General features: G+C 73.9%; 21 protein-coding genes. 4 read left to right on the top strand and 17 right to left on the bottom strand.

The window, feature by feature from the left end:
- Nucleotides 1-241 precede the first annotated feature (241 nt).
- From EV190_RS11435 to mraZ, 5 genes are all read right to left on the bottom strand, one after another.
- Entirely contained in the window at nt 242-1,846 is a 1,605-nt protein-coding gene (locus EV190_RS11435; RefSeq protein WP_133741482.1) for a UDP-N-acetylmuramoyl-L-alanyl-D-glutamate--2,6-diaminopimelate ligase, read from the bottom strand.
- Between the two features lie 93 nt (nt 1,847-1,939).
- A complete protein-coding gene (locus tag EV190_RS11430) occupies nt 1,940-3,901 on the bottom strand; it encodes a peptidoglycan D,D-transpeptidase FtsI family protein (RefSeq protein ID WP_133741481.1) in 1,962 nt (653 codons plus the stop codon).
- A 124-nt stretch (nt 3,902-4,025) separates the two neighbouring features.
- Complete coding sequence (locus EV190_RS11425; protein ID WP_133741480.1) at nt 4,026-4,460, bottom strand: hypothetical protein; 435 nt, start codon at nt 4,458-4,460, stop codon at nt 4,026-4,028.
- Between the two features lie 73 nt (nt 4,461-4,533).
- On the bottom strand, nt 4,534-5,529 hold the full coding sequence (gene rsmH / locus EV190_RS11420; RefSeq protein ID WP_133741526.1) for a 16S rRNA (cytosine(1402)-N(4))-methyltransferase RsmH: 996 nt from the start codon (nt 5,527-5,529) through the stop codon (nt 4,534-4,536).
- Nucleotides 5,530-5,796: 267 nt separating this feature from the next.
- Nucleotides 5,797-6,228, bottom strand: a complete 432-nt coding sequence (gene mraZ, locus EV190_RS11415; protein WP_133741525.1) for a division/cell wall cluster transcriptional repressor MraZ — start codon at nt 6,226-6,228, stop codon at nt 5,797-5,799.
- A 294-nt stretch (nt 6,229-6,522) separates the two neighbouring features.
- On the opposite strand from mraZ, the gene EV190_RS11410 reads away from it, so the two are divergent.
- The 3 genes from EV190_RS11410 to EV190_RS11400 are packed head-to-tail and all read left to right on the top strand — an operon-like array spanning nt 6,523 to nt 11,094.
- Nucleotides 6,523-7,515: an AAA family ATPase gene (locus EV190_RS11410; RefSeq protein WP_133741479.1), complete on the top strand. Its 993-nt coding sequence runs from the start codon at nt 6,523-6,525 to the stop codon at nt 7,513-7,515.
- Between the two features lie 28 nt (nt 7,516-7,543).
- Nucleotides 7,544-8,761 carry a DUF58 domain-containing protein gene (locus tag EV190_RS11405; protein WP_243742506.1) on the top strand — a complete coding sequence of 406 codons (1,218 nt, stop codon included), beginning with the start codon at nt 7,544-7,546 and terminating at the stop codon, nt 8,759-8,761.
- Entirely contained in the window at nt 8,758-11,094 is a 2,337-nt protein-coding gene (locus EV190_RS11400) for a DUF3488 and transglutaminase-like domain-containing protein (RefSeq protein WP_133741478.1), read from the top strand. The genes EV190_RS11405 and EV190_RS11400 overlap by 4 nt, the downstream gene beginning before the upstream one ends.
- Nucleotides 11,095-11,458: 364 nt before the next feature.
- On the opposite strand, the gene EV190_RS11395 is transcribed toward EV190_RS11400, so the two are convergent.
- From EV190_RS11395 to EV190_RS11345, 11 genes are all read right to left on the bottom strand, one after another.
- On the bottom strand, nt 11,459-11,842 hold the full coding sequence (locus EV190_RS11395; protein WP_133741477.1) for a DUF3040 domain-containing protein: 384 nt from the start codon (nt 11,840-11,842) through the stop codon (nt 11,459-11,461).
- 276 nt (nt 11,843-12,118) lie between these two features.
- Nucleotides 12,119-13,390 (bottom strand): DNA polymerase IV, encoded by a 1,272-nt coding sequence (locus EV190_RS11390; protein WP_133741476.1) that lies wholly within the window; start codon nt 13,388-13,390, stop codon nt 12,119-12,121.
- 85 nt (nt 13,391-13,475) lie between these two features.
- Nucleotides 13,476-14,255: a methyltransferase domain-containing protein gene (locus EV190_RS11385; protein ID WP_133741475.1), complete on the bottom strand. Its 780-nt coding sequence runs from the start codon at nt 14,253-14,255 to the stop codon at nt 13,476-13,478.
- Nucleotides 14,256-14,281: 26 nt separating this feature from the next.
- Nucleotides 14,282-14,695, bottom strand: a complete 414-nt coding sequence (gene nusB / locus EV190_RS11380) for a transcription antitermination factor NusB (RefSeq protein ID WP_133741474.1) — start codon at nt 14,693-14,695, stop codon at nt 14,282-14,284.
- On the bottom strand, nt 14,695-15,258 hold the full coding sequence (efp, locus tag EV190_RS11375) for an elongation factor P (protein WP_133741473.1): 564 nt from the start codon (nt 15,256-15,258) through the stop codon (nt 14,695-14,697). Before efp ends, nusB begins: the two co-directional genes overlap by 1 nt.
- A 186-nt stretch (nt 15,259-15,444) precedes the next feature.
- On the bottom strand, nt 15,445-16,551 hold the full coding sequence (gene aroB, locus EV190_RS11370; protein WP_133741472.1) for a 3-dehydroquinate synthase: 1,107 nt from the start codon (nt 16,549-16,551) through the stop codon (nt 15,445-15,447).
- On the bottom strand, nt 16,548-17,066 hold the full coding sequence (locus tag EV190_RS11365; RefSeq protein ID WP_133741471.1) for a shikimate kinase: 519 nt from the start codon (nt 17,064-17,066) through the stop codon (nt 16,548-16,550). Before EV190_RS11365 ends, aroB begins: the two co-directional genes overlap by 4 nt.
- Before the next feature lie 34 nt (nt 17,067-17,100).
- Nucleotides 17,101-18,282: a chorismate synthase gene (gene aroC, locus EV190_RS11360; RefSeq protein WP_133741470.1), complete on the bottom strand. Its 1,182-nt coding sequence runs from the start codon at nt 18,280-18,282 to the stop codon at nt 17,101-17,103.
- 44 nt (nt 18,283-18,326) lie between these two features.
- Complete coding sequence (locus EV190_RS11355; protein WP_133741469.1) at nt 18,327-19,124, bottom strand: prepilin peptidase; 798 nt, start codon at nt 19,122-19,124, stop codon at nt 18,327-18,329.
- Between the two features lie 501 nt (nt 19,125-19,625).
- Nucleotides 19,626-20,330 carry an SseB family protein gene (locus EV190_RS11350; protein ID WP_133741468.1) on the bottom strand — a complete coding sequence of 235 codons (705 nt, stop codon included), beginning with the start codon at nt 20,328-20,330 and terminating at the stop codon, nt 19,626-19,628.
- A 69-nt stretch (nt 20,331-20,399) separates the two neighbouring features.
- Nucleotides 20,400-20,867, bottom strand: coding sequence for a MarR family winged helix-turn-helix transcriptional regulator (locus EV190_RS11345; RefSeq protein WP_133741467.1), 468 nt, complete (start codon nt 20,865-20,867; stop codon nt 20,400-20,402).
- Nucleotides 20,868-21,003: 136 nt separating this feature from the next.
- On the opposite strand from EV190_RS11345, the gene EV190_RS11340 reads away from it, so the two are divergent.
- On the top strand, nt 21,004-21,549 hold the full coding sequence (locus tag EV190_RS11340; RefSeq protein WP_133741523.1) for a YceI family protein: 546 nt from the start codon (nt 21,004-21,006) through the stop codon (nt 21,547-21,549).
- 169 nt (nt 21,550-21,718) lie between these two features.
- On the opposite strand, the gene EV190_RS11335 is transcribed toward EV190_RS11340, so the two are convergent.
- On the bottom strand, nt 21,719-22,912 hold the full coding sequence (locus tag EV190_RS11335; RefSeq protein WP_133741466.1) for a CaiB/BaiF CoA transferase family protein: 1,194 nt from the start codon (nt 22,910-22,912) through the stop codon (nt 21,719-21,721).
- Between the last annotated feature and the right edge of the window lie 248 nt (nt 22,913-23,160).

Raw genomic sequence — 23,160 nt, 5'->3', positions numbered from 1 at the left:
TGCTGTACAAGAGCCGCGAGGCGCGGCGTGGAAACGCCACAGTGCCGGGCTGCGATTGCCGCACCTACCTTAGAACATGTTTGCTTACCGGGGTTGCGTCCCGCCCGGAATGTGGCACGAGTGAGACCCGCGCGCGGCCCGGCTCCGGGCGGCCCACCAGCGCGGACCGGGGGAACCGCCCGTCCTCGGCGATTCCCCCGGGGTTTTCGGACTTTTCGGTCCGTTTCGGCTTCCGGGCCGCTCAGTCCCCGCCGACCCGCCAGCGCAGGGCGTCGCGCAGCACCGCGCGGTCGTCGAAGGGCAGCACCCGGTCGCCCACGTACTGGCCGCGCTCGTGGCCCTTGCCGGCCACGACGACGACGTCGCCGGGCTTGGCGCGCTCCACCGCGAGCTCGATCGCGCTGTGCCGGTCCGGTTCGACCGTGACGCGGGCGCGCTGCCCGGCGGGGACCTTGGCCACGCCCTCCAGCATGCTGGTGATGATCGTGACCGGGTCCTCGGTCCGCGGGTTGTCGTCGGTGAGGATCACCGCGTCCGCGAGCCGTGCCGCCGCCTCGCCCATGAGCGGGCGCTTGCCCCGGTCGCGGTCTCCCCCGCAGCCCACGACCATGGTGAGCCGCCCCTCGGTGATGGAGCGCAGGGCGCCGAGGACGGCCTCGACCGCGCCGGGCTTGTGCGAGTAGTCGACGATGGCCGTGAAGTTCTGGCCCTCGTCCACCCGCTCCATGCGGCCGGGCACGCCCGGCGCGTCCGCGACGCCGTCCAGGGCGGTGTGCAGCGGGATCCCCGCCTCGACCAGGCCGACGATCGCGGCCATGGCGTTGGAGACGTTGAAGGGGCCGGGCAGGCGCACCGAGGCGTCCAGTTCCAGCCCGCCGGGACCGACCACCCGGAACCGGCTCCCCTCCGGACCCAGTACGACATCGGTGGCGCGCCAGTCCGCCTCCGGGTCGCCCTCGGCGGAGAACGTGGTGACCGGGATCTCACCGCGCGCCTCGACCATGTCGACGAGCGCGCGTCCGAACCGGTCGTCCCGGTTGACCACGGCGACCCCGGCGAACTCCGGGGTGAACAGCAGCGCCTTGGCCTCGAAGTAGTCGCGCAGGTCCGAGTGGAAGTCCAGGTGGTCCTGGGAGAGGTTGGTGAACAGCGCGACGTCGTAGCGCGCGCCGCTGACCCGGCCCAGCGCCAGGGCGTGGCTGGAGACCTCCATGGCGGCGGCGCTCACCCCGCGCTCGCGCATGAGCGCGAACAGGCCGTGCAGGTCGGTGGACTCGGGCGTGGTGAGGGAGGAGTCGACGCGCTCGTCGTCCACCCGCATCTCCACGGTGCCGATCAGTCCGGTGCGCAGCCCCGCCGCGCGCAGCCCCGACTCCACCAGGTAGCTGACGGTGGTCTTGCCGCTGGTGCCGGTGGTCCCGATCAGCAGCAGGTCGTCGGAGGGGCGCCCGTAGACCCAGGCCGACACCTCGCCGAGCAGCGCGCGCGGGTCCGGCACCGTGACCACCGGGAGCCGGGTGGCCGCCGCGCGGTCGTACCCGGCGGGGTCGGTGAGAACGGCCGCCGCCCCGGCCCTGGCCGCCTGGACGGCGAAGTCCGCGCCGTGCGCGCGCTCGCCCGGCAGCGCCGCGTAGAGGTCGCCGGGCCGCACCGCGCGCGAGTCGTGCGTGATGCCGCTGATGGCGGTCTCGGCGATGTCGCGCTCGGGGACGGGCTCGGAGTCGCCGGGGATCGCCACCGTCCCCAGCGGGAGCTCGGCGGGGTCCACGCACGTGATGAAGGCGTCGTCCCCGAGGAGGGGGACGAGCTCGGACAACGTGCGCGGCTGGACATGTTCGGGTCGCATTACGGGTGACACCTCGTGAGGTTATCGGCTGGCGGGGGAAGGAGGTTAATTCCACGCCGGAACGGCCGCGGACGGGTCCGGGCCCGCGCGGTCCTACTCCTCCAGGCGCAGCTGCGGCGGCTCGGTCCCGGTCGGCGGGACGCGCATGGTGCTCAGCGCGAACGACATCACGTCCGTGAAGACCGGGGTCGCGGCCTCGCCGCCGTAGTACTCCTCCTGGGGACCGTGCAGCACCACCAGGACGATCAGCTCGGGGTCGTCGATCGGGGCCATCCCCACGAACGAGCTTACGTAGCCGCCGCCCTCGTAGCTGCCCGTCTCCGGGTCGATCCGGTTCGCGGTGCCGGTCTTGCCGCCGACCCGGTAGCCGTCGATGCGGGCGCCCTGCGCGGTGCCCGCCTCGCCGGTGACGCCCTCCAGCATCAGCCTCAGGTCGGCGGCGGTGTCCGCGCTGACCACCCGCTCCCGCGCGGCCTCGGGCGCGGCGGCGAAGTCGCCCTCCTCCCCCACCGTCCCGGCGACCAGGGTGGGCTCCGTCCGGACCCCGTCGTTGGCGATCGTGGCGTACACGCCGGCCAGCTGCACGGCGTTGACCGAGAGGCCGTGGCCGAACGAGACGGACGGCAGGTGGGTCCCGGACCAGTCCGCCGGATCGGTGAGGACGCCCGCGTTCTCCCCCGGCAGGTCCAGTCCGGTGGGCCGGCCGAACCCGAACCGTCGCAGGTACTCGTGCATGCGCTCCTCCCCCAGCTGCTCGGCGACCTGGATGGTGCCGACGTTGCTGGAGGTCGCCATGATCCCGTTGAGGGTGAGCCGCTGGGTGGGGTGCTCGTGCGAGTCCCGGAAGACCTGGTCGTAGCGCTTGACGGAGTACGGGACGGTGTAGACGGTGTCGGGGGTGGTGACCCCCTCCTCCAGGGCCGCGGCGGCGGTGATGGCCTTGTTGGTGCTGCCCGGCTCGAAGGCGTCGGCGACCGCGCCGTTGCGCCGCTGCTCGGGGGTCGAGGAGCCGAAGTCGTTCTGGTCGTAGGTGGGGTAGCTCGCCATGGCCCTGATCTCGGCGTCGCGGTTCATCACGACCACCGTCCCGGCCTCGGCCTCCAGCTCCTCGGCGCGCTCGGTGATGGCCTGCTGGGCGTACCACTGCAGGTCCTGGTCCAGGGTCAGCCGGACCGTCCGGCCGGGCACCGGCTCGCTGGCCAGGCCGCCCACCATCGGGATCCGGGTGCCGCCCCGGCCCACCTCGACCTGCTGCTTGCCCGCCTCCCCGGCGAGCGTCTGGTCCAGGACCGCCTCCAGGCCCTCCAGGCCGTACCCCTCGGAGCCGACGAACCCGATCAGGTTGGCCGCGCCCGTCTCCTCCGGGTACACCCGCTTGTAGTCGCGCTCGGAGGAGACGCCCTGCAGGTCCAGCGCGTCGAGTTCCCTCCACTCCGCCTGCGACACCTTGCGCGCGACGACCTCGTAGCGGCTCGGCTCCCCGTCCACCGTGGCGTCGAGCTTGGCCTCGACCTCCTCGGCGGGCAGGTCGAAGCGCCCCGACAGCTCCCGGACGACCTCCTCGCGCTGCTCCTCGCGGACCTCGGCCGGGTCGACGAAGACGGTGCGCACCTCCACCGACATGGCGAAGGGCCGCCCCGAGGCGTCGGTGATGTCGCCGCGGAAGGTGGGGATGTCGATGGTGCTCAGCCTCAGGTCCGAGGCCTCCTCGGCGTAGCTGGCGGCCTCGAACCCCTGGATCTGCACGAGCCGCCCGCCGAAGACGAGCAGCACGGCCACGAGGATGCCCAGCGCGACCTTGATGCGGGGCCCCGGGTCGCTGCGGCGGAACTTGCGGCGCAGCGGCGAGACCGGCTCCCCGCCCGAAGGGCGGCGCGGCGGCGCGGCGGCGCGGGACGGGGGCGTCCCCGCGCCGCCGCGCCTTCGGGCGGCCTCGGGCGCCGGGCGGGGGCGTCCCTTGGGATCGGTGGAGCGCGGCCCGGGGCCGCGCCGGCTGCGCGCCGAGGACGACGGGCGGCGCGGGTCCCGGGGACTGCGGTCGCGTGGCGTGCTCAAGGGCGGTCCCCTCCCCCGTTCCCGGACCGCGCGGGTCTGTGTCGGCTTCCCCTCCGGACCCGCGGACGGGGGGAGCGGCGCGCCGCCTCCCCCTCCGGCCCCGGACCGCCGCGCTCCGCGCCCGTCACTCGGCGTCCCGCCCGGTGCCGCCCTCGCCCAGGTCGATGAACTCGGGCGCCTCGCCCGGCTCCATGCCGAGCTCCTCGGCGGCCTCGGCGATCCTGTCGGGCGACTCGGCGTGCAGGATCATCTCGCGCAGCGCCTGCTCCTCCTGGGCGAGCTCGCGGTTCTCCTGCTGGAGGGTGGAGATCTCGAAGGTGTCCTCGGCCAGGACGGCGTGCAGCATCAGCAGGGTGACCAGGGCCCCGCCGAGCAGGCCCAGGACGAGCAGCACGAACGGCATGCGCGGCGCGTTCGGGTGCGCGGCCTCCGCGGCGCGCGCCCCGGCGGGGGCGGTGGCCGCGGTCCGTCGCGCGGGGGCCCTGCGGGGCCCGGCCGGTGCCGCCGCGCGGGCGCGGGGCCTGCTGCGGAGGGGGTCCTCGGTGCTGCTGGTGCTCATGCGGTCTTCTCCCGGACGCCGTCGGCGCCCCGCGGCCCGGGGCGCCCTGGTGCTCTGGTGTGGGAGCCGCCGGTCACGGCTCCCGGATCCTCTCGGCGGCCCGCAGCCGGGCCGACGCCGCGCGGGGGTTGTGCTCGCTCTCCCGTTCCGAGGGCAGTTCGGCGCCGCGGGTGAGCAGCCGGAGCTCGGGCTGGCGGTCCGGCAGGGGGACCGGCAGGTCCGGCGGGGTGGTGTCGACGCTGAGGGCGGTCAGGGCGCGCTTGGTGATGCGGTCCTCCAGGGAGTGGTAGGACAGCACCGCGACGCGCCCGCCGACCGCGAGCCGGGAGATCACCGCGGGCAGGGTGCGCTCCAGGATGGGGAGTTCCGCGTTGACCTCGATGCGCAGCGCCTGGAAGGTGCGCTTGGCGGGGTTCCCGCCGGTGCGGCGGGTGGCGGCGGGGATGGCGTCGCGCACCAGTTCGGCCAGGGCCCGAGTGGAGTTCAGGGGCGCCCTGGCGCGTTCGCGCACGATGGCCTGGGCCACCCGGGTGGCGAAGCGCTCCTCGCCGTAGACCTTGAGGATGCGGGCGATCTCGCCGGTGGAGTAGGTGTTGACGACGTCGGCCGCGGTGCGGTCCTGGGTGCGGTCCATGCGCATGTCCAGCGGCGCGTCGTAGGAGTAGGCGAAGCCCCGGTCGGCCTCGTCGAGCTGGGGCGAGGACACGCCCAGGTCCAGCAGGACTCCGTGGACCCGGCCGATGCCGAGGTCGTCCAGGACCCGGGGGATGTCGGAGTAGACCGCGTGGGCGAAGTGGGTCCGGTCCGCGAAGGGCGCGAGGCGGCGCCCGCTGCGCTCCAGGGCGGTGGTGTCGCGGTCCACGCCCACCAGCCGGACGCCGGGGTGGGCCTTGAGAAGCGCCTCGGAGTGGCCGCCGAGGCCGAGTGTGCCGTCCACGACGACGGCGCCCGGCCCGGAGAGCGCCGGCGCGAGGACGTCCAGGATCCGGTCGAGCATGACCGGCACGTGCGAGGGCTCGGGCGCCTCCCGGTGCGTCCGTGCGCCGTCGCCCGGCACGTCGTTCCCCATCAGCACGCTTCCCCCTCGTCGTCGCGTCCCCGTTCGCCGCCCGCGGCGGCGGTCCCCTCCCGGACCGGAGCGGCCCGGTCCGGCCTTCAGACGCGCCGCCGACGGCGGCGGTCGTCGCCCGCGCGGTGGTCACCTGGCACCGGGGAAGATGCGCCAGCTGACCTGATCGGTCGCGCCTGAAGGCCTGGACCCGACAGGGATCGACGATCGTGACCCTGTCCGGCCCGCGGTGCCGGTTGTCGAAGCCGACGCGGCGGTGCCGTGGGATCACAGCACCCCCGGCAACACCTCCTCCGCCAGTCCCGCGAACACCTGCTCCTGTTCGGCCTCGTACTCGGCCCAGGCCTTCGCGTCCCAGATCTCCAGGCGCGTGTTCGCCCCGATGACCACGCAGTCCCGGTCCAGGCCCGCGTAGGCGCGCAGGTTGGCCGGGACGGTGACCCGGCCCTGCTTGTCGGGCAGTTCGTCGGACGCGCTGGCGAAGAAGACGCGGCTGTGGTCGCGCACTGCTTTGGCGGTGACGGGGGCTGCGCGGAGGGCTTCGGTGACGCGCTCGAACTCGCGCAGCGGAAAGACGTAGAGACAGCGCTCCTGGCCTTTCGTGACCACCAGACCCCCCGACAGTTCGTCGCGGTACTTCGCGGGAAGGAACATGCGCCCCTTCTCGTCGAGGCGCGGTGAGTAGGTGCCGAGGAACACCGGCCCCACCTCCCGAAACCTCGCGTGGAGCAGTCCCCTGCTCCACGGGGCCCCACTGTACTCCACTCTCCTCCCCGGTCAACAGATTCGACGCCGCCGAAAGCCCTACGGACGCGGGGAATCCGCAGGTCACCAAGGGGGAGCCGTGTGGAGCGGGCGGCGCCCGGCCGGGGGTGTCGCCCCCCTCGACCGCGCACCCCCCGGGGGCCGTCCGGGTCCTCCCTCCCTGATTTGCAAAAGACCGCTTTCGGCCTAGCCTCGTTTCGACACGGCAGGCGCTGCGAGAGGGGACACGTGTCGCTCGACACGCGGTTGAACGGCCATGGCGACGACCCCTCCGGCCGCGGCGACGGCGTCCTCGACGCGGCCGACCGGATCCGGTCGGCGATCGAGACCGTGATCGGGGGCAAGTCCGAGATCATCCGGATCGCGCTGACCGTGCTGCTCGCGGAGGGGCACCTGCTCGTCGAGGACATCCCGGGGGTCGGCAAGACCATGCTGGCCAAGGCCCTGGGCCGCACCATCGACTGCACGGTGCACCGCGTGCAGTTCACCCCGGACCTGCTGCCCGGCGACATCACCGGCGTCAGCGTCTACCACCAGCAGCGGCGCGAGTTCGAGTTCCAGCCCGGCCCGGTGTTCGCCAACATCGTGCTGGGCGACGAGATCAACCGGGCCTCCCCCAAGACGCAGTCCGCGCTGCTGGAGTGCATGGAGGAGGGACAGGTCAGCGTCGACGGGGTCACGCGGCGGCTGGACCCGCCCTTCATGGTGGTCGCCACCCAGAACCCCGTGGACATGGAGGGGACCTACCCGCTGCCCGAGGCGCAGCGGGACCGCTTCATGGCGCGCGTCGCCATGGGCTACCCCGACGCCCAGGCCGAACTCGACATGATCGACACGCACACCGCCCGCTCCCCGCTGGACCGGCTCACCCCGGTGACGGACACCGGGCACGTGAGCGCGATGATCGAGCGGGTCCGCGGCGTCCACACCTCCCCCGCGGTCAAGCGGTACGCGGTGGAGCTCGTCTCGGCGACCCGGTCCTCCCCGGCGCTGCGGCTGGGCGCCTCCCCCCGCGCGACCCTGCACCTGGTGCGCGCCGCCCGCGCCTACGCCGCCCTGGACGGCCGCGGCCACGTGCTGCCCGACGACCTCCAGGCGCTGGCGGTCCCCGTCCTGGCGCACCGTCTGCTGCCCAGCCCCGAGGCCCAGCAGCAGCAGCGCACCCCCGAGCAGGTGGTCGGGGAGCTGGTGGCCCGCCTCCCGGTTCCCGACCGCGGTTGACCGCCCTCCCCACCGACAAGGCGGAAACGTGAACGTGCTGCGCTCCTTCACCCTGCGCGGACGGGTCTTCCTGTGCGTGGGCGTCGCCCTCGCCGTCGGGGCCCTCCTCGTCGGGGAGCGGGACCTGCTGCGGATCGCGGTCCTCGTCACCGTGCTCCCGCCGGTCTGCGCGCTGATGGCCGCGCGCGCCCCCGGCCGCGTCGAGCACACCCGCGAGCTGACCCCGGCCCGCGTCCCCGTGGGCGGCGACTGCCGGGTGGTGCTCACCCTGGCCAACACCTCCCGGACCAGACCGACCGGGACGGTCCTGGTCGAGGACCGCCTGCCGTACGCGCTCGGGGCCCCGCCCCGGTTCACCATCGGCCGCCTGCGGCCCGGCGAGCGGCGGACGGTCTCCTACCGGCTGCGCTCGCACATGCGCGGGCGCTACCCGGTCGGCCCCCTCACCCTGTACTTCACCGACCCCCTGGGCTGCGCCCGGTTCGCCGACGAGGTCGGGACGGGTGTTTCGCTGCTGGTCACCCCGTCGGTCGTGGCGCTGCCCGAGGCCCCCGGGCACGGCGGCTCCACCGAGGCCGGGCAGAGCCGGGCCCGCGTCGCGGCCAGCCTCGGCGACGACGACGCCGTACCGCGCGAGTACCGGCACGGCGACGGCCTGCGCCGGGTGCACTGGCGCTCCACCGCGCGGCGCGGCCGGCTCATGGTCCGGCGCGAGGAGCAGCGGTGGCGCGACCACAGCACCGTCCTGCTGGACACGCGCTCGGGCGCGCACGCGGGCGGCGGCCCCGCCTCGTCGCTGGAGGGCGCGGTCACCATGGCCGCGTCGGTCGCCGTGCACCTGCTGGACCGGAACCACGAGCTGCGGTTCGTGGCCGGCACCGAACTCGGCCCGCTGCACCGTCGCGACGAGGTCCTGGACGCGCTCGCGGTCGTCCGGCCGTCCGCGTCCGCCTCGCTCCGGGCCGGGATCGGCCTGCTGGCGCGGGCCCCGGTGAACGGCCGGGGCGTGCTGGTGGCGGTGGTGGGCGCGCTGGGCGTGGACGAGGTGGACGCGCTCGCCGCGTGCCGCCCCGGGCCCTCCGGCGGGCGCGTGGCCGTGCTGGCCCCCGGAGCGGCCTGGCCGTCCCCGGAGGCGCGCGACGCCGCCGCCGGGCGCCTGGCCGACGCGGGCTGGCGGGTCCTGGCGCCGGACCACCCGGGGGCGCTGCCCGGCCTGTGGGGCGGCGCGACGGCGGACGCCCGATGAGGCCGGGCGCGGACGCGGGCCCGCGGACCCTGCTCACCCTGGCCGCGGCGGTCACCACCCTGTGCGCGTTCTCCCTGCTGGACCCGGTCTTCTCGACCCCCGGCTGGTGGACCGGCCCGGTGCTGGCGGTGTGCGTCGTCGCCGCGGTCGGCGCCGCCGCCCAGTGGGTGCGCGTCCTCGGCCCGCTGACGCCGCTCCTGCAACTGGCCGCGCTGGCGCCGGCGGTCACCGGCTACCACGCGCCCGACACCGCGCTCCTCGGCGTCGTCCCCACCCCGGCCTCGGTCGGACGGCTGACCGCGCTGGGTGCGGCGGGCCTGGAGGAGATCCGGGTGGGCACCACGCCGGTTCCGGCCTCCCCCGGGCTGACCGTGCTGGTGACGCTGTGCCTGGGGCTGCTGGCGGTCCTCGTCCACCTGGTGGCGGTCACGCTGCGGCTGGCGGGGCTCGCCGGGCCGGCGCTGCTGGCCCTGGTCTTCGTCCCGCTGACCGTGCACCACGAGGGCGTGGCCTGGGGCGCCTTCACGGTGACCGCGCTGGGCTTCCTGCTGCTGCTCGGCGTGGAGTCGGCCGTGCGCACCGCCGCCTGGGGCGTCCGGGTCCGCTCGGACCGGTGGCCGCCCCGCCGGGGCCGGGCCCCGGCGGCCGACGCGGCCCGGCAGGCGCTGGATGTCACCCGGGTCGCCGCTGTCGCGGTGGCGCTGGCCCTGCTGCTCCCCCTGGCGGTGCCCGGCCTGGTCAGCGACGCGATGTTCGCGCTGACCAGCGGGGTGCGCGGGGACGGCCGGACGGTGACCACGGTGAACCCGCTGGCGAGCCTGCGGAACGACCTCACCGCGGCGGGCGACCGCCAGGTCCTGGAGTACCGGACCACCGAGAGCAGTCCCGAGTACCTGCGGACGCACGTGCTCGACGCCTTCGACGGCGCGGACTGGACGATGTCGCCGGTGCAGGCGTCCCAGCGCCACCGGGTGGACGGCGCGCTGCCCGAGGCCCCGGGGTTCGTCCCCGGCCCCGAGGACGAGCCGGTGACCACGGACATCACCGTCTCCGCCGCCGTCCGGCAGATGGACTTCCTGCCGCTGCCCTACCCCAGCAGCGGCCTGCTCGTGCCCGGCGAGTGGTTCGCGGACCCCGACACGCTCATGGTGTTCTCCCCGGAGGAAGAGGCCGGTGGACTGACCTACCAGGTGACCGGCAGCCGCCCGGCGCCCGACCCCGGCGACCTGGCCGCGTCCGGCGAACCGGCCTCGGTCGACGGGCGGTACCTGGAGCTGCCGCCCGTCCCGGACGAGGTGGCCGCGCTGACCGACTCCGTCGTCGCGGACGCCGGGAACCCGTACGAGCGGGCGGTCGCCCTCCAGGACTGGTTCACCGGCGGCGGGTTCGAGTACGACCTGCGCCCGCCCGGGGTCCCCGCCGGCACCGACCCGCTGTCCTACTTCCTGCTGGAGAGCAGGACCGGCTACTGCCAGCACTTCTCGGCTGCGATGGCGGTCATGGCGCGGTACGCGGGCATCCCCGCGCGGGTCGCCGTGGGCTACACCGCGGGCGAGAACGTCGGCGGGGACCACTGGGTGGTGACCCAGCGGAACGGGCACGCCTGGCCGGAGCTGTACTTCGAGGGGCAGGGCTGGCTGCGGTTCGAGCCGACCCCGAGCGCCTCGGGCGGCCAGCCGAGCGCGGACGTGCCCGACTACGCCGCCCCCGCCCGGGAGGAGACGCCCGAGGACGCCGGGCGGGAGGCCGCCGGGACGCCCGGGGAGAGCGCCGGACCGGAGCGGGAGCCCGAGGACGCCGAGACGCCCGGCCCCGGCCAGGAGGCGGCCCCCGCCGACCGGACCGCGGGCGGCGGCGCCGGTCAGGGGAGCGACGCCCCGCCGGTCGCGGCCGCCGTCGCCGCGGCGCTGGCCGTCCTGCTGGCGCTGCCCGCACTGGTCCGGCGGATCGTGCGCGGGCTGCGCTGGGGCCGCGCCTCCGACGCCCGGCGCCGGGCGCGGGCCGCCTGGCTGGAGCTGCGCGACGACCTGCTGGACCTGGGCCTGGGGTGGAACCCCGCGGAGAGTCCGCGCGCCGTCGGCCGCCGCCTGGAGGACGGGCAGCGGCCGGCCGAGCACGCGCGCGCCGCGCTGCGGCGCGTCGTGGCCGCCGAGGAGGCCGCCCGGTACGCTCCCGAGCCGCTCCCGGCCCGGGACCTGGCCGACGACAGCCGCGCCGTCCGCCGCGCTCTCGCCGCCGCGTGCCCGCCCCGCACCCGCGCCCTGGCCCTGCTGCTGCCCCGGTCCCTGTTCACGAGGAAACGCCCCCGCAGGAACAGCCGTAGAACGGTCTAGGGAAGCCCCGGCGCGGGGGTGGTTCGGGCGGCGGTGCTTCGGGGACCTTTCGGCCTCACGCCACGCGGATCGCGAGGTGACGGCGGGCGGCGGCGACGGGTGCGGGTCGGGGCCGCGCCCACGGCGTCCGCTGCGTGGGGGTTTCGTCGACGGTCTTGGGCTTTCTGCCCGTCTCGGGGCCGGGAAGGGCGGAAAGCCCGTGATCATTCCGAGCGAGGGCGGGACCGGCCCGCGAATCCGCGGTTCCCCGGGCCCCGAACAACCGCCACGCCGGAAACCAACGCGAGTGGGCCGCGGTTCGCACCGCGGCCCACTCGCGTTGTCGGAGGAGAACCCGCCCTCCGGCGGGGTGTCACCTGTCCGGCTAGTGCTCGCCCTCCTGGCGGCGGCGCCAGCGCTCCTCGAAGCGGTTCATCATTCCGGGGCGCTGCTGCTTGCGCTGCCGGACCGTTGCCTGATCGCTCTCGGTCTGCCCGCCGGCGGCCCGCCGCCACCCGGACAGGCCCCACAGCGCGCATGCCAGCATGACGATGAAACCGGCGACGCTGACCGGAACCGCCTGGAAGACCATCCCTCCGAGCAGGAGGCAGATGCCAACCACGAAGCCGATAGAAGCCTTGATTAGCCGGCGCTTGTAGTGGACCTGCGGGTTCGTCTGCCGAACGGTGTTCGCGAACTTCGGGTCCTCCGCGTACAGCGCCCGCTCGATCTGCTCGAGCATGCGCTGCTCATGTTCAGAGAGCGGCACGGCGCCTCCCAAAAACAGTCCCCGGTTGGGGCAACGGGTGCTGAACAACAATCTGATGGCCAGTGGTATGCCCAGAATACGGGGACTTAGCGCTCGGTGAAAAGAAAAGATGCGCGCCTGGACCACCCACATCGACCACAGTACCCCCGACTACACCGGCTCTCACGGGACCTCCGTCCTTCTCTCCCCTTGGACCTGGGGAACCGTCGCGGACCGGGGTGGCTCCCCGGTCGTCCCTGACACGTGCAACGCGAACCGGCGCGGAAAGATGCCGGATCATACGTCGTCTTCATCACGAAACGCCAACGCCGCCGGGCCGATCGCCCCGGCGCCGAACCGGCGGATCACCTCGTCCTGGACCCGCTCGGCGGCCCGCCACCCCTGGTCCGGCTCGTCCAGCGCCAACTGGTGGTGGATCTGCCCGGCGGGCACCAGGCCCTCCATCCGCACCCCCACCAGCCGCAGCGGCACCCCCGACAGCCCCGAGGCCTCGTACAGCTCCCCGGCCGCGGTGAAGACCTCCCGGGCCACGTCGGTGGGCTCGCCCAGGGTGCGCGACCGGGTGACGGTGCGGAAGTCGGCGCGGCGCAGCTTGACCACGACCGTGCGCCCGGCCTGCCCGCTCGCGCGCAGCCGCCGCGCGACCTTCTCCGTGAGGCGCAGCAGTTCGCGGCGGATCGTCTCGGGATCGCGCACGTCGCTGTCGAAGGTCTCCTCCGCGCCGACGCTCTTGTCGGCGGTCTCGGTGGTGACGGGGCGGGGGTCGCGCCCCCACGCCAGTTCGGCGAGGTGCGCGCCCAGCGCCTGGCCCAGTTCGTGGCGCAGCGTCTCGGGCGGCGTGCGCGCGACGTCGCCGACCGTGCGCAGACCCAGGCGTCTGAGGGCCTGCTCGGTCTTGTCCCCCACGCCCCACAGCGCCCCGACGGGCAGCGGGTGCAGGAAGGCGGCGACGTGCGCGGTGGGGATGAGCAGCAGTCCGTCGGGCTTGCACCGGGTGGAGGCGAGCTTCGCGGCGAACTTGGTGGCCGCGACCCCGACCGAGCAGGTGAGGCCCTGCTCCCCGTGGACGCGGGAGCGGATGAGCTCGGCGATCCGCACCGGGCCGCCGAGGCGGCGGCGCGCGCCCGACACGTCCAGAAACGCCTCGTCCACGGACAGCTGCTCCACCTCGGGGGTGACCGAGCGCAGGATGTCCATGACGGCCGCGGAGACCCGCCGGTAGGCGGCGCCGTCGGGCGGGCGCACGACCGCGTCCGGGCACATCCGCAGGGCCCTGGACATGGGCATCGCCGAGTGCACGCCGTACTCGCGGGCCGGGTAGTTGGCGGCGGCCACGACCCCGCGCGGTCCGGTGCCGCCGACGATCACCGGGCGCCCCCGGAGCCCGGGGCTGCGCAGCTCCTCGACGCTGGTGAAGAAGGCGTCCATGTCGATGTGCAGGACGACGCAGTCGGCGTCGTCGGGGTCCGCCCGGCCGAGGGGCGCGATGCCGTCCGCGGTCACCGTCCCGCGCACGGCCCGGCCGCGCTCGAGCTGCCGCCGACTCATGGGACACCTCCTGGACTTCCCACCCGAACCGCTCCCACCCCGCCGTTCCACCGAGCGGCGCGGACACCGCGACGGCGGATTCCGGTCAGTCCGGCCGACGCGCCAGCACGTGCAGCTGGGTGGCGATGCCGGACAGCTCCGGATGGGCCGAGGCGGCCCTCTCCAGCGCCACGAGCGTGTCGGGGACCTGCGGGTCCTCGAAGACCCGGCCGGGCAGCAGGTCGCCCAGGACCCGGACCCCGCACAGCTCCGCCACGGGGAGCCCCGCCTCGTGGGCCAGCGCGACGACCCCCTCGGCGGTGAAGCGGCGCGGCATCGGGTCGCCCCGCCCCCACCGGCCGTCGGGCGAGTCGAGCAGGGCCAGCGCGTCGGCCAGGTGCCCGGCGAGGGCCCGGTGCAGCACCGCGGCCACGGCGTTGGCTGCGAGCAGGCTGACCGCCCCGCCGGGCCGGGTGACGGCCACGACGTCGCGCAGCGCGGCGAGCGGGTCGTCCACGTACTCCAGGACGTTGTGCACGAGGACCAGGTGGGCGTGGTCCCCGGGAAGCAGGTCGCGCAGGTCCCGGGTGTCGCCCTGGACCCCGCGCACCCGGACCCCCGCCTCGGCGGCGCGGCGCTCCAGCGCGGCCAGTGAGTCGGGGCTGGGGTCCACGACGGTCACGCGGTGCCCGAGGGCGGCGAGCGGAACGGCGGCACCGCCGGTGCCGCCCCCCGCGTCGACGATCTCCAGCGGGCCGTCGGCCCCCTCGCCGGCCCGGGCCAGTTCGGCGCTCAGCACCTCCCAGAGCACGGCGGTGCGCGCGACGTTGGCGGCGCGCCTGGAACCGGTGGACGCGGCGGCGACGGCGCCGAGCGGGTCTGACACGAACGGGTCCTTTCCCTGCCCCCGCCCTACAGGGCGAGCGAGGCCTTGTTCTCCATCAGCCGCGAGAGCAGGCCGTTGATGAAGGTGGGCGATTCGTCGGTGGACAGCTCCTTGGCCACCGCCACCGCCTCGGCGATCGCGACCCCGTCGGGGATGTCCTCGGCCCACAGCAGCTCGTAGGCGCCCATCCGCAGGATGTTCCGGTCGACCACCGGCATGCGCTCCAGCGTCCAGCCGATGGCGTAGGCGTCGAGGAGTTCGTCGATCCGCCCGCGCCGCTCGTCCACCGCGGCGGCGAGCCGCTCGGTGAACTCGTTGATCGGCGGTTCGGTCTGGATCCGGCGGCGCTGGATCACCTTCTCGACGGTGACCCCGCGGAGTTCGGCCTCGTACAGCACTTCCACCGCGCGCCGGCGGGCCTTTCGTCGTGCTCCGCTCATCAGTTGACGCGGCCCAGGTAATCACCGGAACGGGTGTCGACCTTGATCTTCTCGCCGGTGCTGATGAACAGCGGCACCTGGATGACGGCGCCGGTCTCCAGGGTGGCGGGCTTGGTGCCGCCGGTGGAGCGGTCGCCCTGCAGGCCGGGGTCGGTCTGGGAGATGACCATCTCGACCGAGGCGGGCAGCTCGATGTAGAGCGGGTTGCCCTCGTTGACGGCGACGACCGCGGTGGCGCTCTCCAGCAGGTAGTCGGCGTTCTTGCCGACGACCTCGCGCGGGATGTAGAGCTGGTCGTAGGTCTCGGTGTCCATGAACACGTAGGACTCGTCGTCGGCGTAGAGGTACTGCATGTCGCGGCGGTCGACGTTGGCGACCTCCACCTTGACGCCCGCGTTGAAGGTCTTGTCCACGACCTTGCCGGACGTGACGTTCTTCAGCTTGGTGCGCACGAAGGCGCCGCCTTTGCCCGGCTTGACGTGCTGGAATTCAACGACGCTCCAGAGCTCGCCGCCGTCGAGCTTCAGAGTGATGCCGTTCTTGAGGTCGTTCGTCGTCGCCACTTCGGTCGTCTCTCCAAGCAGTAAGGCGAAAAATTCGGTGATCCGCGTGCCGCGGCCGCCCGCGCCCTACGGGGCGCCGCGACGCACGCGGCAGGAGTCTCGGTGTTCCGGCGCACGCCGCTCCCGGCGCGAGCCGGGCGGGCCTCTTATGTCGCGAAGAGCCGGAACACGCCCTGAGAGGCCAGTCTAGTGGGTGTCGGGCGCGACCGGCGCTGTGCCGCTCACCGCGCGGTACGCCCGGTCCAGCAGCCCGGCCTCCGGACCGGCCAGGATCGCGGGTTCGGCGATCCCGTCCAGGACCACGAAGCGCAGCGTCGCGCCGCGGGTCTTCTTGTCCACCCGCATGGTGTCGCGCAGGGCGGGCCACGCCTCCGCGGCGTAGTGCACCGGCAGGCCGACCGACTCCAGGACCCGGCGGTGCCGGAGCGCGGTGGCCTCGTCGATGCGGCCGTCCAGGCGGGCCAGCTCGGCGGCGAAGACCATGCCGATGGAGACGGCGTAGCCGTGCCGGAAGGTGTAGTTCTCGGCCCGCTCGATGGCGTGGCCCAGGGTGTGCCCGTAGTTGAGGAACTCGCGGCGGCCGCTCTCGCGCAGGTCCGAGGAGACGACCTCGGCCTTGACCGCGATGGCGCGCTCGATGATCTCCCGGGTGTGCTCGCCCTCGGGCCGGGTCGCGCCCTGGGGGTCGGCCTCGACCAGGTCGAGGATGACCGGGTCGGCGATGAACCCGGCCTTGACGATCTCGGCGAGCCCGCCGATGTAGTCCGCGCGCGGCAGCGTGGGCAGCGTTCCCAGGTCGCACAGGACCCCGGCGGGCGGGTGGAACGCGCCGACGAGGTTCTTGCCCTCGGCGGTGTTGATGCCGGTCTTGCCGCCGACCGCGGCGTCGACCATGCCCAGCAGGGTGGTGGGGACCAGGACCGCGCGCACGCCGCGCAGCCAGCTCGCCGCCACGAACCCGGCCAGGTCCGTGGTGGCGCCCCCGCCCACGCCCACGACGACGTCGGTGCGGGTGAAGGCGGCCCGTCCCAGGCGCGACCACAGGTCCGCGGCCACCGACACGTCCTTGGCGGCCTCGCCGTCGGGGACCGCCATCGGGTGCGTCTCGAAGCCGGCCGCGCCCAGCACCGCGCACACCGGCCGGGCGACCCCCTCGAGCGAGGCCGGGTGCACGACCGCGACCCGCCGCGCCCCCGTCCCCACCAGCCCGGGCAGCTCGCCCAGGACGCCGCTGCCCACGACCACGTCGTAGGGGGCGGAGGAGCCGCCGACACCGATCCGGGTGGGCTTCATCGCCGGTCCTCCGCGGTGACGGCCTCGACGATCCGGTCGACGACCTCTTCGGGGTGCCGGGAGCTGGTCGACACGGTGGTCGTGGCCAGCCCCTGGTAGACGGGCAGGCGCTCCTCCAGCAGGGCCCTGAGCCGGGCGCGCGGGTTGCCCATCAGGAGCGGGCGCGCGGCGTCGAGGCCCACGCGCTTGGCCGCGTCGGCGAACTCCACCTGGAGGTAGACGACGTGGTGCGCGGCCAGGTCCGCGCGGGTGCGCTCGTCCAGCACCGAGCCGCCGCCCAGGGCGACGACACCGGTGGCCCCGGCGAGCGCCTCGGCCACGACCTCGCGCTCCATCGCGCGGAACGCCTCCTCGCCGTCCTCGACGAAGATGTCGCTGACGGGTTTGCCCGCGCGCGACTCGATCTCGGCGTCGGTGTCGACCAGTTCGACGCCGAGCCGCTCGGCCAGCGCCCGGCCGACGGTGGACTTGCCCGAACCGGGCGAACCGATCAGGACCGCGATGGCTCCGCTCATCGGAGGACTCCTCTGCCCGTGTGGTTGGGCGCGACTACCTGATGGTCAGCGATTCCAGGTAGCCGCGCAGGTTGCGGGCGGTCTCGGGAACCGAGTCGCCGCCGAACTTCTCGATGGCGGCCTCGGCCAGGACCAGGGCGACCATGGCCTCGGCGACCACGCCCGCGGCCGGGACGGCCGTGACGTCGCTGCGCTGGTGGTGGGCCTGGGCGGTCTCGCCGGTGGCCACGTCGATGGTGTCCAGAGCGCGCGGCACGGTGGCGATGGGCTTCATCGCCGCGCGCACGCGCAGCGGGTCCCCGGTGCTCATACCGCCTTCGACGCCGCCCGCGCGGTTGGTGCGGCGGCGCACGCCGCCTTCGCCGGGCTCGATCTCGTCGTGCGCGGCGGAGCCCCGCCGCGCGGCGGTGCGGAAGCCGTCGCCGACCTCCACTCCCTTGATGGCCTGGATGCCCATGAGGGCTCCGGCCAGGCGCGCGTCGAGGCGGCGGTCCCAGTGGACGTGGCTGCCCAGCCCCGGCGGCAGGCCGTAGGCCAGGACCTCGACGACGCCGCCGAGGGTGTCGCCGGTCTTGCGGGTGTCGTCGACCTCGGCGACCATGCGGGCGCTGGTCCCGGGGTCGAAGCAGCGGACCGGGTCGGAGTCCACGCGGTCCAGGTCCTCGGGACCGGGCCGCGGCGCGTCCTCGGGGACGGCGACCTCTCCCATGGAGACCACGTGGCTGAGGACCTCGATGCCCAGGGCCTGGCGGAGGAACCGCCGGGCGACCTCGCCGACGGCGACGCGGGCCGCGGTCTCCCGGGCGCTGGCGCGCTCCAGGACCGGGCGGGCCTCGTCGTGGCCGTACTTCTGCATGCCGACGAGGTCGGCGTGCCCGGGCCGGGGACGGGTCAGCGGCGCGTTGCGCGCGATCCCGTCGAGCACCTCGGCGGGGACCGGGTCGGGAGACATCACCTTCTCCCACTTGGGCCACTCGGTGTTCCCCACCTCGATGGCCACCGGTCCGCCCAGGGTGCGGCCGTGGCGGACGCCCCCGATGACGGAGACCTCGTCCTGCTCGAATTTCATACGGGCTCCCCGACCGTACCCGGCGCGGCGGCGGAGCAACGCGGCGGCGATGTCGTCCGAGGAGACGGACACACCGGCCGGAAGGCCCTCCAGGATCGCGACGAGTGCCGGTCCGTGGGACTCCCCAGCGGTCAGCCAGCGCAACATGCCCTAGATCTTTCCATGCCCGGCGCCCGGAGCCGACATCGGTCTCACCCTGTGAGCAGCGGAAGCGGGTCCCCCACGACGATCACGGCGAGAGCCCCGACGACCATGAAGGGCCCGAAGGGGATCTGGGTCCCGCGTCCGACCCTGCCGAGCACCATCAGCACCAGGCCGACGCAGGCCGAGAGCAGGAAGGCCGCGAAGGTGCCGCTGACCACCGAGCCGAGGCCCGACCAGCCCAGGTAGAGGCCGAGCAGGCCGGAGAGCTTGACGTCGCCCCAGCCCATGCCCGCCGGGTAGACGAACCACAGCAGCCAGTAGAACGCCCACAGCCCGGCCATCCCGACGAGCGCGTCCGCGGCCTGGTCGAGGCCGCCCGGGGTGGTGAGGGCGGCGACGGCCAGCAGGGCCAGCGCGACCGGGTAGGCGGGCAGCACCAGGGGGTTGGGCAGACGCCTGGTGCGGGTGTCGATAGCGGCCAGCACCGCCCCCCACAGCGCCAGGAAGGCCAGGGCCGCGACCTCGGCGGCCGATCGCTGCGCCGAGGAGGCGCCCACCGCGGCGAACGCGGCGGCCGCGCCGAGCACCGCGTCCAGCGGCGCGCGCACCCGCTCCCCGTCGGGGGCGCGCCCGGTCGCCACGAGCCGCCACGGCAGCGGCGACCAGCGCGCCCACGGCACCCGCCGCCCCGATCCGGGGAAGGTCGGGGGAGGCGGCCCGGACTCGCTGTCCGGATCGGGCTCGTACGCCTGGAACAGCGGAACCGTCCGCCCGACGAAGACGGCCAGGGCAGCACCCGACAGCGCCAGCCCGAGGCCGAGAAGAAGATCCGAGGAGGGGGGCATGAGGTGAACTCTATGGAGTCTCCGGCGCGGGGGTGGTTCGGGCTCTGTTGGAGCAGGGTCCGCTCGGGGCCTGTTACGGCAGGCGGCGACGGCGGGGGCGGGTCGGGGCCGCGCCCATCATGTCCGTTGCGTGAGGGTTCCGTTGACGGTCGTGGGCTTTCCGCCCGTTTCGGGGCCTGGAAGGGCGGAAAGCCCATGATCATTCCGAGCAAGGGCGGAACCGGCCCTCGAATGTCCGGTGATCTTGCTGTTCCCCCCTCCGGAAACCTTGACTTCGGGGGGGGGAACCGCAAGATCACCAACGAAAACCACGCGAAACGGACGTCGTGGGCGCGGCCTCGACCCGCACCCGCCGTCGCCGCCTGCTGTCATCTTGTGATCCGCGTGACGTGAGGCCGGAAGCCCCCCGAACCACCGGTACAAGAATCACCCCCGCGCCGGAGCTTCCCGAGGTCGCCGGCGGGATGCCGCGATCCGGTGGGCCGCGGCGGCCGGGGCCCGTCAGCCCTCGCGGCGGGCGCGGACCACGGCGCTCAGCTCGACGCCGCCGGGCAGCATGACGGCGAGTTCGGCGGCGAGGCGCTCGGCCACGCGGCGGATGGACTCGTCGTCGCGCCGGTCCAGTTCCAGCCGGACGCCGATGTCGGCGTGCTTGGAGTCGTGGATGCGGACGCGCTCGATCCCGAACTCGGTGTGCGTGACGCGGTAGATCAGCGAGAGGATCTGGGGGTCCTCCTTGGGCTCGGGCACCCGTCCGTGCTCGGCCAGGCTGGTCAGGAAGCGCCCCTGGATCGCGTAGGTCACGGGCCCGGCCACGTCCACGACGACGGCGTCGGCCCCGTCGTCGATGGCGGCGCGGCAGGCGTCCAGGGTGGTGACCGGGATCGGCCGGGCGTCCTCGCGCCAGCGCTTGACGGTGTCCACGGAGCTGAAGGCGAGCACGCCGCGGCGCCCGTCCTTGCCGACCAGGACCGGCATCACGACTTCGCTCTTCTTGTCGCGCCGGAGGCCGTCCTCGCCCTCCTCGACCTCGGTCGCCATCGCGACGACCGGGACCAGCAGCCGGGCGGGCCCCAGCGCCGCCAGTACCTGGCGGTCGCCGATACTCCCCTGGGCGTAGGCGTCGAGCTTCTCTCGCACGTCGGGGTCGACGCTTCCGTCGTCGTCACGGAAGCTCTGGGCGCCAATGATGGTCGGTCCGGTCACGTGCGTGACTCTACTTGCTCCACCCCCGCGGAGCCGAGCTCCTCCCGCCGAAAACCGGTGTTTCGGCCCTCAAGCGGTCGAGTCGCCGCGCAGCCCCTCTTCCAGGACCGCCATGATCTCGCCGAGGGAGTCGACCTGCTCGTCGGTGAGCCGGTCGAACAGGTTCGCCCTGACCTCGGAGACGTGGCCGGGCGCGGCCCCGCGCAGTGCCTTGAGCCCTTCGGGGGTGAGCACCGCCCAGGAGCCGCGCCGGTCCTCCTCGCAGCTCTCCCGCCGCACGTACCCGTCCTTCTCCAGACGCGTGACCTGGTGGGACAGGCGGCTCTTGGAGACGATCACGGTGTCGGCGAGACTCCGCATGCGCATGCGCCGCCCCTCGGCTTCGGAGAGGTGGACCAGGATCGCGTACTCCACGAGCGTGAACCCGTCCCGGCGCTGCAGATCCCGGTCGAGACGTTCCTGGAGCAGGGAGTTGACGGCGAGAAAACCGCGCCAGACGCGCTGCTCCCTCGCGTCGAGCCAGTTGACCGCGTTCATGGCGGCAATCGTACTTGCGTGTTTCCGGATTCGGCGCTAAATTCTCTTCCAAGGAAGATTCTTTCGGGGATGCGGTGGCCGACACCGGACACGCCGCCCCCGATCCACCTTGAGACGACACACGCTGGGGGACACCATGGCCGAGCAGAAGCTCCTTCCGGGCACCTGGACCATCGACGCCGCGCACTCGGAGGTCGGCTTCTCCGTGCGCCACATGATGGTCAGCAAGGTCCGCGGCCGCTTCGAGAAGTTCGACGCCACTCTGACCGTCGCCGAGGACCCGTTCCAGTCCTCGGTGACCGCCACGATCGACGCCACCTCGATCAACACCAACCAGCCGCAGCGCGACGAGCACATCCGCTCGGCGGACTTCTTCCACGTCGAGACCTACCCGGAGTTCGCCTTCGTCTCGACCGGCGCGGCTCGGAAGGGCGACGACTTCGTCCTGACCGGCGACCTCACCATCAAGGGCAACACCCGCCCGGTGGAGCTGGCCCTGGAGTTCAACGGCTCCACCATCGACCCCTACGGCATGAACCGCGCCGGCTTCCACGCCGAGACCGAGATCAGCCGCAAGGAGTTCGGTGTGGACATCGAGATGCCGATGGACGGCGGCGGCGTGGTCGTGGGCGACAAGATCAAGATCGAGATCGACGCCGAGTTCACCCTCCAGCAGGGCTGACCCCAGGAGGACCCCTCCAGCGTCCCCGGAGGCCGCCGACCAGCACGTCGGCGGCCTCCGGTTCGTGGTGGTCCCCCTTCTGGTCTTGACGTTTCCGGGGCCTCGGAGGCGGTCGAGACCCCGAGAAGGCCGAGATCAGCAGGGAGAACAGACGCCTCCGGCCGGAGCGCTAACCCCTCCCGGCGTCCAGTTCGTCCAGCCAGGCGCGGACGCTCTCGTTGTGCTCGCCCAGGCCGGGCGGCGGCCGGTGGCCGACGCGGCCGGCGGCCGCCTCGCCGGGGTGGGCGTCGAAGCGGACCGGCGGGCCGGGCAGCTCGATCGGGCCCAGGACCGGGTGGTCCACCTCCAGCAGCAGCCCCTGGGAGCGGGTCTGCTCCCACTCGTAGACCTGGTCGATGGTGCGGATCGCGCCGCACGGGACGCCGATCGCGCCGATGCGCTTCAGCCACTCGTCCCTGTCCCCGGTGGCCAGCACCGCCTCGATGAGGCCGGTCAGCGCGTCCCTGTTGGCGACCCGGTCGGCGTTGCGGGCGAACCGCGGGTCCTCCGCGTCCAGCCCGAGCAGCCCCGCGAACTTGGCCCACTGCCCCTCGCTGGCCACCGCCACCTGGAGCATCTCCTCGCCGCAGGCGAACGCGCCGTACGGCGCGATGGACGGGTGGTGGTTGCCGATGGGCCGGGGCACCTCGCCCGCGACCGTGTAGCGGGTTCCCTGGAAGGCGTGCACCCCGACGATGGAGGACAGCAGCGAGGTGCGCACGACCCGCCCCCTGCCCGTGTGCTCGCGCTCGTAGAGGGCGCTGAGCGTGCCGTACGCGCCGTGCAGCCCGGCGAGCAGGTCCCCGATGGGCACGCCGACCTTGGTGGGCTCGGCCGCCGAGGACCCGGTGATGCTCATCAGTCCGGCCTCGCCCTGGGCGATCTGGTCGTACCCGGCCCGGCCCCCCTCGGGGCCGTCGTGGCCGAACCCGCTGATCGAGCACACCACCAGGCGCGGGTTGAGCTCGTGCAGCCGCTCCACGGAGAAGCCCAGCCGGTCCAGCACCCCCGGCCGGAAGTTCTCCACCAGCACGTCCGAGGCCCGGACCAGCCGGGTCAGCTGGGTCCTGCCGTCCTCGGACTTCAGGTCCAGTTCGATGGACTCCTTGTTGCGGTTGCAGGACAGGAAGTAGGTGCTGACGGGCTCGTCGTCGGGACCGACGAAGGGCGGCCCCCAGCCCCGGGTGTCGTCACCGGTCCCGGGCTGCTCGACCTTCACCACCCGCGCGCCCAGGTCGCCCAGCATCATCGCCGCGTGCGGACCGGCGAGGGCCCGGGACAGATCCAGGACCACGACACCGGCCAGCGGTCCGCCTTCACCCACCACTGGGCGCCTCCTTCACCTCAACCACTCCGCCATTGGACTAGCCACTGGGCCAATCTAGCCAGTTGGCCGAAAGCGGACAAGCCCCCGCCCGCTGCGGGGAGGCTACCGTCCGGGAACCTTTGTGGCCTGATGGGGATCTAAGGGAAACACCAGGGTCTTCCCGACCGGTGCGCCGACCGCCCGTCGCCTACGCTGAGAGGGGCCCGGCGTATCAGCCGACCCACCGACCACCGGAAAGACATCGC

The sequence above is a fragment of the Actinorugispora endophytica genome (assembly GCF_004363075.1).
GTDB classification, from domain to species: domain Bacteria; phylum Actinomycetota; class Actinomycetes; order Streptosporangiales; family Streptosporangiaceae; genus Actinorugispora; species Actinorugispora endophytica.
The sequence above is the reverse complement of the archived record's forward strand: the minus strand, read 5'-3'. Positions and strand labels throughout refer to the sequence as shown.